The organism is Shewanella sp. 125m-7, assembly GCF_052977045.1.
This window is the reverse complement of the sequence record NZ_JBRILQ010000017.1, coordinates 24,649-36,927: the sequence shown is the minus strand read 5'-3', so window position 1 is coordinate 36,927 and position 12,279 is coordinate 24,649. Positions and strand designations below refer to the sequence as shown.

Genomic DNA, 12,279 nt, shown 5'->3' with positions numbered 1-12,279 from the left:
TTCTGCCGCTTCTAGTTGTGCGTCTTGCTCTGCAGCAACTTCCGCTGCAATGCGCTCAGCTTCAATACGCTCAGCTTCAATACGCTCAGCTTCAATACGCTCAGCTTCAATACGTTCAGCTTCGATACGCTCAGCTGCAATACGTTCAGCTGCAATACGTTCAGCTTCGATACGCTCAGCTTCGATACGCTCAGCTTCAATACGCTCAGCTTCGATACGTTGAGCTTCGATACGTTCAGCTGCAATACGTTCAGCTTCGATACGTTCAGCTGCAATACGTTCAGCTTCGATACGTTCAGCTGCAATACGCTCAGCTTCGATACGTTCAGCTTCAATACGTTCAGCTTCAATACGTTCAGCTTCTATACGCTCAGCTGCAATACGCTCAGCTTCGATACGTTCAGCTTCAATACGCTCAGCTGCAATACGCTCAGCTGCAATACGCTCAGCTGCAATACGCTCAGCTTCGATACGTTCAGCTTCAATACGTGCAAACTCAGCATGCTCTGTAGCCAATTTTGCAGTTTCAACGCGCTGAGCTTCAACTTGAGCAAACTGCTCAGCGGCCAATTGTGCGGTCACTCTTGCAGCTTCTAATTCAGCAGCCTGTTCAGCGGCTAACTTTTCTACTGCTAATTGCTCTGCTGCTCTTGCCGCTTCTGCACGTTCGATCTCTACTCGTGCAAGTTCAATACGTTCAGCTTCCGCTTGTTCAGCCTGACTTTGAACTGCTTGGGCTTGAACTGCTTGCTCTGCTGCAGCTCTTGCCGCTTCAATATGTACAAGTTCAGCACGTTCAGCCGCTAGCTTGTCTGTCTCAGCCTGCTGCTCCGCTGCTCTTTGAGCCTCGGCCTGTTCTGCAGCAATACGCTCAGCTTCAACTTGAGCAGCAACTCTTTGAGCTTCTACTTGAGCTATTTGCTCTGCTACAACTTTTTCAGATTCGATGCGCTCGGCTTCAATACGCTCAGCTTCAACTTGAGCAGCAACTCTTTGAGCTTCTGCTTCTGCCTGCTCCGCAGCTAAGCGAGCCTCTTCTGCGACTTTTTCATTTTCTGCCTGTTCGGCAGCGATGCGCTCTGCTTCAACTCTTTCAAGTTCAAGTTTTTCAGCTTCTAGTTTCGACGCTTCTGCAGCTTGCGCTTCATCTTTAGATTTATCCTTGCGGAACCAGGAAAAAAAACCTTTCTTTGCCATGTGTTATACCGGTGCTCAAATAGCTGTACATAAATGCATTAGGGTGGAGGACGTTATATCAAAATTACGTTCAAATTACGCTGATAAAAACAGCAAGAAAGCGATTATAGAGGATTCCGCCTACTGCTTTTTACCTTTTAGCTGTGCTTTGATATAAAATAACGACCTAAATTCAGACGGCATAGTCTACCACTTTCTTTCATCAGGCAAAATCACGAGGACACCATGGTCAAAAAAAGACCTTCTAGCGGTCAAGTTAGGATTATCTCAGGCCAGTGGCGATCTCGAAAATTGCCCATTCACGATCTCGAGGGCTTGCGCCCAACGACAGATCGTGTGCGCGAAACGCTTTTTAACTGGATAGCAAATGATGTACGCGGTGCCCGTGTTCTAGATTGCTTTGCAGGCAGTGGCGCATTAAGCCTTGAATCACTTTCTCGTTACGCAAGTTACGCTAAAATTTTTGAGCTACAAGCTCAAGCCGCTAAGCAGCTTGTGGCTAACCTCGCCACACTAAAGTGCGACAATGCCGATGTCATCAAAGGCGATAGCCTAGCCCTGCTTGCCAATAAGCCAAGTGAAGGTTTTGACCTAGTGTTTATCGATCCGCCTTTTAGAAAAGCCCTGGCTGAGAAAAGCATTGCGCTTATCGAACAGCATCAGTGGCTAAATGACGATGCGTTGATCTACGTTGAAACAGAAAGTGAAATCGCGATGCTAAGCGTGCCCACAAGCTGGAGCTTGCTAAAAGAGAAAAAAGCGGGCCAAGTGATTTATCGCTTGTATCAATACTCTGCACAAGCAGCGTTTGAAGAAGAATCTAATGACTCAAATAGCGATACAGAGGAAGCGCACTAAATGAAAGCCATGTTAATTCTAGGAAAAGTTGTCACTGCATTTGCTTGGTTAATGATGCTGTATAACTTAGTTTCGCCCTTTGAAGGCGGTATTGCGGTGGCGCTAAATATCCTGTTTGCAATGACAATATTGATGCACTGCTTTCAAACCTTTATTTTCCATAGTTTGTTTAGTCAGTTATTGGAACTAAGAAAACATGATTATCTGCAAGTATTCCTATTTGGCGTATTCAGCCTACTGCAGTACCGCAGACAGGTGTTGGATAAGCAGGCTAAAGCCTAGGTTCTAGGTTCTAGGTTCTAGGTTTTAGGTTTTAGGTTCTAGGTTTTAGGTTCTAGGTTCTAGGTTCTAGGTTCTAGGTTCTAGGTTCTAGGTTCTAGGTTCTAGCAAAAGTCGAAACAACACAGGCAAAACGGCATCAGCTTTTTTGCCTTTCTCGTCTTTTCCGTCAGCATAGCGTTCCGTAAGTGACGCAGTCACGCTCCCTAGGCCGCAGGCCGTTCGTCTAAGCCTTTCCTAGGACCTTTCTTCGCTTTGCATTTGTAGGTCGGCATTTATGCCGTCAAGCTTGTGCTGTTCAGTCTTGCTCAATAAGCCATTAAAATATTGATGGGCTAAAGCCCAACCTACAGAAGAAAACAGGCTTTCCCGTCTAAGCTTATCCGACCTTTACCGTCCTAGCCCTACCCGACGACGTTACCCGACTTAAAAAAACAAAAAAGCCCCAATTAAGGGGCTTTTAGCGATTTAACCTGCAGACTTAACCGTCTGGGTTGCTCTAGGCTTGTGCCTGTGTATTATCCCTTAGGATAAACGTGAGCAACACCTTTGTGACAGTCTACACAAGTCTTACGCTTGTCTTCAGCTTTCTTGAAGTTGTTAGCGTGCATTCTCTTCGCCATCTTCTTCATAGACTCAGGCTGGTTCTCGTAGATACGAGTGTGACAGTGTCTACAGTTAGCAGAGTCATTGCCTTTGAAATACTTAAGCGCTAGATCAGCTTGCTCTTTACGGTTTTCATCCAACCACTCTTGAGTGTTGAAACCGTCGATAGTTAAGTAACCGTATAGGTCTTTAGATACGATGATCTTCTTAACTAGGTATTTAACTGGGTTGTGTGGCAGGTGACAATCTTGACATTGTACCGTAACACCAGCGCTGTTTCCGCCATGAGGTGAAGCTAACACTTCATCTTTCAATGAATGGTTGCTGTGACAGCTCATACAGAACTCATCTGTACTTGTTGCGTGTAAAGTTTGCTGTGTAGCAAAGTAGCCTACAACACCAACAACAACACCGACAATTAGCAATGCCAGAATCGAATATTTTGCGCTAGGTTTAAATAGTGCTCGCCAGTTCATCACTCTTCTCCGAATATTTAATTTTTATATCGATGTAAGTTAACTTCATCTCTATTTATGTGATTCAGTATAAACTAGATCCTACTCATTGATCTGGAACTAAAAGTTCAAAATGAGACATGGCTCTAACTCTCTTTTTAGAGTCGAAACTTGCTTATATTACATGCACATTCACTAAAGCTACTCTAAAGCCTTGATTATCGCAAGGTTAATAGCCTACTGGCTTGATGCAATAGCAATTTAAACTCAATTAATTGAAATTCTTTTAGATGTAAAAGTGAGTCACTGCACACAGTTAACATTAAAAAATTTCTAATTATTTGAAACTTTTTCTGCAAAGGGCAGGTCTCTATTCTCATCAGCTTATTTCAATCACTTAAGGTTAGACATGCGTAAGCAAATTGCATATTTAGCATTTTTCATCTCACTGGTAGGACAATTTCTATTGTCTCCAGCGATGGCTATGCCTAAATTTTTGCATGCTAGCTCGCATATCACTCAACAGCAGTTAGAAACCAAATCAATATTACAATCTCCCGCATTGGCACTTCTCGAAGCACAATTAAGCAGCGAGCATCAAACAGGTGCCACCATTAACTGCGACTCTAAGATGCCCAATGTCAACTTCGCAAAAGTTGATTGTGACGCTCTATGTGAGATGTTAGGCGCCAGTGACTGCGTATCCAGCAGCGTCTCGGCTCCCGGCATTGTGGAGCAAGAACAATTAATGCTTACCGCTCAAAGTTCGATGGCCAGTTTACAAACTCGCTTTTGGTCTTTACAGACAGTGGATTTATCATCCGTCAATCCCCCTCCCATTCATCGCTAGCTCCACCTCACTCCATATTAAGGCTTGCTCTTAATATAAATACTTAACATGACAATATTGTGGCTTGGCTATTTCACTAGCAGGCCAAGGCGATGCTTCTCGCACTTTTTTTGCTAGCAACAATGAGCTCTTATCGCGCTGAATAAGCCGACGCTCATTAGCTCCTTGTACCTAAACCCAAGGATAGATTAGCCCGTGAGGCTCGCCGCTAAGATGATTAATTTTAATTTTGGAGTTTATTATGAAAAAGTTTATTGGCGTTATCGCACTATCACTCACCAGCTTTATCTCTTCAGCTGCATCAGTGTCTTTCCCTGATTCAATCGAAGTACTCGCGGTCAACGGCCTAAGTAAAGTCGATAGTCGTTACTTAGAACTCGACAATGGCCAGAATCTGATCGAAGTACAATATCGCGATCTATTCGAGACCAATGCCGATGATTCAAGCTGGGTTAAGTCGGCCCCGCTCTATCTATATCTCGACTTAGACACAGCGGCTAATTACCAGGCCCTTACTCCGAGTATCTTGTCAGAAGAAGATGCTTATCAATTTATCGATAATCCAACCATTAAGTTAACCGATGCCATGGGAGGAGAAAAGCACGTCAGCCTGATGACCCATGGTCAGCTGATGACAAAATTACTATTATCAAAACAATAAGATATTTACAAAATATCTTAATCGAGTGGCACATTGAGCAGATAAATTTGTGAAGTTAGTCAATGTGCCACCTAAATCTTATGGTAGACTTATTACGACTCATTATATGGAAACATCATGCTTAGCATTATCCGTCGTCATACATTACTAGCCATTACGCTACTCGCATTGTTGAGTCAGCTAGTGCTATCTAATGGATCGCTGATGGTACCCAATGCAATGGCTGATGAAATGCCTATGATGAGTATGCAAGACGGAACTGGATGTCACCAAGTCCAACTGGATGAAGACGCTCATTGCTGCGATTCTGACGAGCAAATGCAAATGCTTCCCGGCAGCCCTAAGCATTGCTGCAACGGCAACGGAACATGCCAGAGCGACTGTAGCCATTGCTTGGTTATTTCAGTAACAGGTACCCTGTTTAGCGTGTCACCTTGGCCAGGTTTCAGCACTTCCGAGATTGTAATGGCCACTCCAATGCCTCATTTCCACTCTATTTCATTGCCACAAGATTTAAGACCTCCAATAGCTTAAACAGAGACTCACCGTCTCGTTGCGACTAGCTGTAACAAACTATTCGCAAACAAAAAAACGTTATTAATCTTAAACAGCAATTATTTAAGCCGTTAATTGTTCTGCTGCTTATCTTAAGCACAGTCATTCGGCCATCTCTATGATGGAGTGAATTATGAAAACCCTTATAAGTTTAGCCTTTTCCGCCTTGTTACTTTTGTCTTGGACAGGTGCTGCGTCTGCAAATGAGCATCACCATGGTGCACATAAAAACCAGCATGCAACAGAGCATCAAGCTTATGCTTGCCCAATGCCCCCTGAAGTAACGGGTACGAAAAGTGATTCTTGCCCTAAGTGTGGTATGGATTTAGAAGCGACGAAAACAGTATCTAAAGCCCACACACAAAACTGTGATTCTTGCCCAAATAAAGAGTCGTGCCCTAATAAAGCTAAAAAACACCACCAGCATATGAGCAAGCATACCCATGCATGCCCAATGAACCCAGCAATTACGGGTCAAGCCGGTGACAGTTGCCCTAAATGCGGCATGGACTTAGAGCCTATCGCAAAAACCGATAAAGCTCATGCTCAAAACTGTGATTCTTGCCCTAATAAAGAATCGTGCCCGAATAAAGCTAAAAAACACCACCAGCATATGAGCAAGCATAGCCATGCATGCCCAATGAACCCAGCAATTACGGGTCAAGCCGGTGACAGTTGCCCTAAATGTGGTATGGACTTAGAGCCAATCGCGACTGGCGATAAAGCGACTAAATCTGCTCACAAGCATCACTAATATTTAGGGTGGAGATAAGGCATTATGAGTTTATTTATAACGAAAAAAATACGCCAAACTGCGGTTTGTGCACTGAGTTTAGTGATGGCATCGACCCCGCTAATCGGGTTCAGCCAAACAACAGAAACGGCTAACAGTAAACATGCTCAAGCTCACCAGCATGAGTCCAATCAAGATGGATCCGAGTACTACTGCCCTATGCATCCTGAGATCACCAGCCATGAGCCTGGTCGCTGCCCAGAATGTAAGATGTTCCTCGTTAAAGACGCAGATGGAACTCAGAATAAGAATCAGGATGATAACCATGCGGCGCTAAGCAAAGAGTATTACTGCCCCATGCACCCTGAGATCACCAGCCATGAGCCTGGTCGCTGCCCAGAATGTAAGATGTTCCTCGTTAAAGACGAAGATGGAACTCAGAATAAGAATCAGGATGATAACCATGCGGCGCTAAGCAAAGAGTATTACTGCCCTATGCATCCTGAGATCACCAGCCACGAGCCTGGTCGCTGCCCAGAATGTAAGATGTTCTTGGTGAAAGAAGAGGAAGAAGAAAACCAAATCGATGAACATGCTGCTCATAATCATGCAGCGCAATCCACTGAGACGACAGAGCAATCTCAGGCAGATAAAATACTTAACCAACCTAAGCCCACACTTATACCTGCGGCGCAAACTAACAGCGATGACAACATCAAATATGTCTGCCCAATGCATCCGCATGTGGTTTCTGATGTGCCGGGCACTTGCCCAATTTGCGGTATGAATCTAGAAAAAGTCACCATAGGCGCTATAGCTGAAGAGGTTGTTGTTGGCGTATCTGGTGGCATGCAACAAGCACTCGGTATGCGCAGTGAAGAAATCACAGTAGGCACCTTATGGAAGCTGGTAAGAACCATAGGCACGGTCGAGTATAACGAAAATGCCATAGGCCATAGCCACACGCGCGTTAACGGCTGGATTGAAACCTTGATGGTGCATAACGTCGGACAAAAAGTTAAAAAAGGCCAGTTACTCTATGAGCTGTACTCGCCCGAATTAATTAATGCCCAAGACGATTACATGCAAGCGGTCGACTACCTTAAACATGATAAGAGTCGTGGCCAAGATCTGCTGCGAAAGGCCCGTTTACGCCTAGAGTTATTAGGTGTCAGCTCAGCAACCATCAAGCAGCTAGAACGCACCCGCAAAACCATTTATCGAGTGCCTTTTTATGCTGAGCAAGATGGTTTTGTTAGTAAGTTAACTGTGCGTCACGGCATGTATGTACAGCCCGGCGATACCTTATTTGAAATAGTGGACTTAAGCAGTGTTTGGGTCATTGCCGATGTATTTGAAAATGAACAAAGCTGGTTAGAACAAGGACGCCCAGTAGAGGTGACCTCTGCCGCTCAAGGCTTATTTGATCTTGAGTCGACCATTGACTACATCTACCCAGAACTTGACCCGGTATCTCGTGCGATGCGAGTACGAATTAAATTAGACAACCCCAATAAAGTACTCAAACCAGGTTCTTTAGTTGACGTAAAACTGTTTGGTGGCCCTAAGCGAGACGTGTTATCTATCCCAACTGAGGCGCTGATCCTTACCGGTCGAGAAAATCGAGTCGTGGTGCAACGTGAAGATAATCGTTTTGCCTCTGTACCCGTTAAAGTCGGCATGATTGCTCAAGGCAAGGCTGAAATTATCGAAGGCCTACAAGCTGGCGATAAGGTGATAGTCTCTGGCCAATTTTTATTGGACTCAGAAGCCAGTATACAGGGCAGTTTGCAACGCTTAAGTGGTAGCAATAGCAGCGATGATAGCAGTAGCAAGGCTACTAGCGATCCACACGCAAATCATTAATCGGAGCCTGTCTATGTTAGAAAGAATTATTAGCGCCTCGATTAAACAGCGAGCGATGGTGTTAGTGCTTACTGCGGTAATCGCCTTGATCGGTTATCAAGCAATGCGCATGACACCACTGGATGCACTACCAGACTTGTCTGATGTGCAAGTGATTGTAAAAACGTCCTATCCAGGACAAGCACCACAGCTAGTGGAAGATCAGATCACCTACCCATTATCCACGGCAATGTTGGCGGTACCGGGCGCAAAAACCGTTCGCGGCTTCTCCATGTTTGGTGACTCCTACGTCTATATCATTTTTGAAGATGGTACCGATATTTACTGGGCGCGTTCGCGGGTTTTAGAGTATCTATCACAGACTCAAGGACAGCTGCCAGATAGCGTTACGCCAACCTTAGGGCCAGATGCTTCAGGTGTCGGCTGGGTGTTCCAGTACGCTTTAATTGACCGTAAAGGACAACACGACTTAGCCCAACTGAGATCATTACAAGATTGGTTCCTCAAACTTGAACTGCAAAGTGTGGCTGGCGTATCTGAAGTGGCGACCATTGGTGGTATGGAGCAGTCCTACCAGATCATCGTTGACCCTCATAAATTAGCCCTGTATCAAATTGATTTGATGACGGTGAAAAATGCCTTAGATAACTCCAACAGTTCTACTGGTGGCTCGGTTATCGAAATGGCTGAAGCCGAATACATGATCACCTCAACGGGTTATCGCCAAACTTTGGCGGACTTTGAGGAGATCCCGCTTGGGATCGTATCGGAATCTGGCACACCTGTATTAATGAAAGAAGTGGCGCAACTGCGGACAGGCCCTGCTGCACGCAGAGGGATCGCCGAGCTTAACGGTGAAGGCGAAGTCGTAGGCGGAATTGTAGTAATGCGCTACGGTGAAAACGCCCTCACCACTATCAACAATGTAAAAGATAAACTCAAAGAGATAGAAAACGGCCTGCCAGATGGAGTGGAGTTAGTGATCACTTACGATCGCTCTGAACTCATCTTAAATTCAGTCGATAACCTGATGCATAAAGTGCTGGAGGAGATGTTAGTCGTCGGTGTGATCTGTCTTATCTTCTTACTGCATGCTCGCTCAACTTTAGTCGCGATTATTTCCCTGCCGATCTCGATCCTCATCAGTTTCATCGTAATGAATATCATAGGTGTTAACGCCAACATCATGAGTCTAGGTGGAATAGCCATCGCCATTGGCGCTGTGGTGGACGCCGCCATTGTGATGGTCGAAAATACCCATAAGCACTTGGAGCACTATCGAGAAAAACATAATGGCGCCACGCCTACAGGTGAGGCACATTGGGAATTAGTGCGAAAGGCATCAGTAGAAGTCGGGCCAGCACTATTTTTCAGCCTACTAATCATTACCTTAAGCTTCGTTCCTGTATTCGCTTTAGAAGCGCAAGAAGGCCGCTTATTCCACCCTCTAGCCTTTACTAAAACCTTTGCCATGGCAGCAAGCGCCATTTTGGCGATTACCTTAATACCGGTCTTAATGGGTTATTTTGTTCGCGGTAAAATTCCTGACGAACGCAAAAATCCACTCAGCAGGGTACTTATCGCGATTTATGAACCGTTACTGCGCCTAGTGTTACGCTTTCCTAAAATAACTATTTTGCTAGCCATGATGACACTCGCCAGTGCCGTGTATCCTATGACTAAAATGGGTAGCGAGTTTATGCCTGAGCTTGAGGAGGGGGATCTGCTCTACATGCCAACCACCCTACCGAGTGTCAGTGCCGGTAAGGCGGCTGAAATATTGCAGCAAACCGATAGACTGATTAAAACGGTACCCGAAGTTAAGCGTGTATTTGGTAAAGTCGGCCGGGCCATGACAGCAACGGATCCTGCGCCATTAACCATGCTTGAAACTACCATTATGCTAAATCCTAGGGACACCTGGCGTGAAGGCATGACGTTAGAAGGCATTATTAGCGAGCTTCAAAAAACCGTGAAGGTCCCAGGCATCACCAATGCTTGGGTACAACCGATCAAGACCCGTATCGATATGCTGTCAACAGGTGTGCGCACGCCAGTGGGCATAAAGATATCGGGCGCGGATATTGATGAGCTGCAACGGATCGGCACCGAGATAGAAGCCGTCGTCAGTAAGCTACCTGGCACGACGTCCGCATTTGCACAGCGCACAAGCGGTGGACGTTATATTGATATTGAACCAAACCTTAAAAATGCGGCTCGCTATGGCATGACCTTAAAAGACATTCAAGACGTGGTGCAAATGGCCATTGGCGGCATGCAGGTTGGCCAGTCTATTCAAGGGCAAGAGCGCTACCCCATTAATATTCGCTACCCACGCGAACTGCGCGACAGTATTGAAAAGCTGGAAGACTTACCGGTATTAACCAAGACCGGGAAATACCTACCACTGGGTAATCTGGCGAGCATCACTATCAGCGACGGCGCACCTATGCTTGCCAGTGAAAACGGTCGTTTAATCAGTTGGGTATTTGTCGATTTGAAAGATATCTCGATTGGCGAGTACATCACCACCGCACGAGCAGCACTTGATGAGCAGATAAGCTTGCCGCCGCGTTATAGCTACAGCTTTGCCGGCCAATATGAGTATATGCAGCGAGTTGAAGCAAAGATGCAGCTCGTTGTGCCCTTGATGTTAGCGGTTATTTTCATGCTACTGATTATGACCTTTAGTTCATTTACTCAAGCGTCAGTGATCATGTTAAGTCTGCCATTCTCGCTCGTAGGTAGCGCCTGGTTATTGTTCTTTTTAGACTTTAACTTTTCAGTGGCGGTATCGGTGGGAATGATTGCGCTCGCAGGTGTTGCAGCAGAATTTGGTGTGGTTATGCAGGTATATCTGAATAACAGTATCAAAGAGCGTAAGGAAGCTGGGCAGTACAATAAACGCAGCGACTTAAGTGAAGCGCTTATTCATGGTGCCGTGATGCGTATTCGCCCGAAAGCAATGACAGTTGCCACTATCTTCTTTGGATTGCTCCCCATCATGTGGGGCAGTGGCACGGGTAATGAGGTGATGCAAAAAATTGCCGCTCCTATGGTCGGCGGCATGGTCACCGCGCCGATTTTATCGCTATTTGTGATCCCTGCAATTTACCTGCTGATCTACGGCCGCTCTTTAACTAAAGACTAAACTAACGAATAAGTTAAAGAGTTAGGGAGCCATACATAAACAGGGTAGCAAATTGCTACCCTGTTACTTTTAGTTGCTGCTGATTGCTGTTAGTTATTTTAGTTATTAATGCTAACTTCCCAGACGCAGTTCTATTATCGAAAAGAAGCCACCGTCAGGATCGTTTATTACCGCAAAACGGCCTACATTGGCAATATCTGTTGGCGGTACACACACCTTGCCTCCCAATTGTGTCACCAGTTCGGCTTTTTCATCACAGTTCTCGACAGTAAAATACAGCATCCAATGCGCAGGCATATCGCCCCACTCTTCAGTCATCGCCATCATGCCACCAATATCTTGTGCCCCAACCTGCCACTCGGTGTAGTCCATGCCTTCCATTTTTGCCGTTCTTGTTCCCCAGCCAAAAACATGGGGATAGAATCTTTTAGCCTGCTCCGGATCGCGACACGCAAGTTCAACCCAACACATGGTACTTGGTTCAGCCGCACGCTTTGCACCAACATGATTTTTAGCTTGCCAGATTGCAAATCTTGCACCCTCAGGATCCCTAACAATAGCCATGCGACCCGCCTCCGCCACATCATGAGGGCCAATAATAACCGTGCCACCCGAACCAGAGATATCCACTAAAGTAAGATCGAGGTTTTCAACGGCAAAATATACTGTCCATTGAGTCGATTCACCGTTAGCGATCATCTCTGCAGGTAATTGATACATGGCACCAATATCATCATCCTCTATGCTCAACATGCTATAAGTGCCTTCGGGGATCGGCATATCGACTATGTCCCAGCCAAACAGGCCTCTATAGAATTTCTTACTACTATCAATCTTCAAAGAAGCTAATTCAGTCCAACAGGGTTGGCCTTGAAAATATTGGTCAACTTTCATCGCTTGTGTCCTTTTTAACCCAACCCTTTGAGTTAAGACTGATATCGCAGCCCTGTCCAATGTCGATTGCTAAATGCTCGTCACCGTAAGCTATTGCTCTTACTTCTTATCTCTTACCGCTCATCAGCCAAAGCCCCAGCTTACTGAGAATCAACTATAATCTAGAATTAGCCG

11 protein-coding genes are annotated in these 12,279 nt (G+C 45.5%); 9 read left to right on the top strand and 2 right to left on the bottom strand.

Features of this window, described 5'->3' with window-relative positions:
* Positions 1–17: 17 nt before the first annotated feature.
* From ACVBIL_RS10010 to ACVBIL_RS10000, 3 genes are all read left to right on the top strand, one after another.
* A complete protein-coding gene (locus tag ACVBIL_RS10010) occupies positions 18–512 on the top strand; it encodes a pentapeptide repeat-containing protein (RefSeq protein WP_447166874.1) in 495 nt (164 codons plus the stop codon).
* A 910-nt stretch (positions 513–1,422) separates the two neighbouring features.
* A complete protein-coding gene (rsmD, locus tag ACVBIL_RS10005) occupies positions 1,423–2,055 on the top strand; it encodes a 16S rRNA (guanine(966)-N(2))-methyltransferase RsmD (protein WP_447166837.1) in 633 nt (210 codons plus the stop codon).
* Entirely contained in the window at positions 2,056–2,337 is a 282-nt protein-coding gene (locus ACVBIL_RS10000) for a DUF1145 domain-containing protein (protein ID WP_447166836.1), read from the top strand.
* Positions 2,338–2,852: 515 nt separating this feature from the next.
* Here the strand turns inward: ACVBIL_RS10000 and ACVBIL_RS09995 are convergent.
* Positions 2,853–3,416 (bottom strand): NapC/NirT family cytochrome c, encoded by a 564-nt coding sequence (locus ACVBIL_RS09995; RefSeq protein ID WP_447166835.1) that lies wholly within the window; start codon positions 3,414–3,416, stop codon positions 2,853–2,855.
* Positions 3,417–3,804: 388 nt separating this feature from the next.
* Between ACVBIL_RS09995 and ACVBIL_RS09990 the strand changes: the two genes are divergently transcribed.
* The 6 genes from ACVBIL_RS09990 (at position 3,805) to ACVBIL_RS09965 (ending at position 11,211) form a co-directional block, all read left to right on the top strand.
* A complete protein-coding gene (locus tag ACVBIL_RS09990; RefSeq protein WP_447166834.1) occupies positions 3,805–4,245 on the top strand; it encodes a hypothetical protein in 441 nt (146 codons plus the stop codon).
* A gap of 241 nt (positions 4,246–4,486) precedes the next feature.
* Positions 4,487–4,906 (top strand): DUF2057 family protein, encoded by a 420-nt coding sequence (locus ACVBIL_RS09985; RefSeq protein WP_447166833.1) that lies wholly within the window; start codon positions 4,487–4,489, stop codon positions 4,904–4,906.
* A gap of 117 nt (positions 4,907–5,023) precedes the next feature.
* Positions 5,024–5,440, top strand: coding sequence for a hypothetical protein (locus ACVBIL_RS09980; RefSeq protein ID WP_447166832.1), 417 nt, complete (start codon positions 5,024–5,026; stop codon positions 5,438–5,440).
* 154 nt (positions 5,441–5,594) lie between these two features.
* Entirely contained in the window at positions 5,595–6,215 is a 621-nt protein-coding gene (locus tag ACVBIL_RS09975) for a heavy metal-binding domain-containing protein (RefSeq protein ID WP_447166831.1), read from the top strand.
* Positions 6,216–6,239: 24 nt separating this feature from the next.
* A complete protein-coding gene (locus ACVBIL_RS09970; protein WP_447166830.1) occupies positions 6,240–8,060 on the top strand; it encodes an efflux RND transporter periplasmic adaptor subunit in 1,821 nt (606 codons plus the stop codon).
* Positions 8,061–8,073: 13 nt separating this feature from the next.
* Positions 8,074–11,211: an efflux RND transporter permease subunit gene (locus ACVBIL_RS09965; protein WP_447166829.1), complete on the top strand. Its 3,138-nt coding sequence runs from the start codon at positions 8,074–8,076 to the stop codon at positions 11,209–11,211.
* 111 nt (positions 11,212–11,322) lie between these two features.
* On the opposite strand, the gene ACVBIL_RS09960 is transcribed toward ACVBIL_RS09965, so the two are convergent.
* Entirely contained in the window at positions 11,323–12,105 is a 783-nt protein-coding gene (locus ACVBIL_RS09960; protein ID WP_447166828.1) for a VOC family protein, read from the bottom strand.
* Positions 12,106–12,279 lie beyond the last annotated feature (174 nt).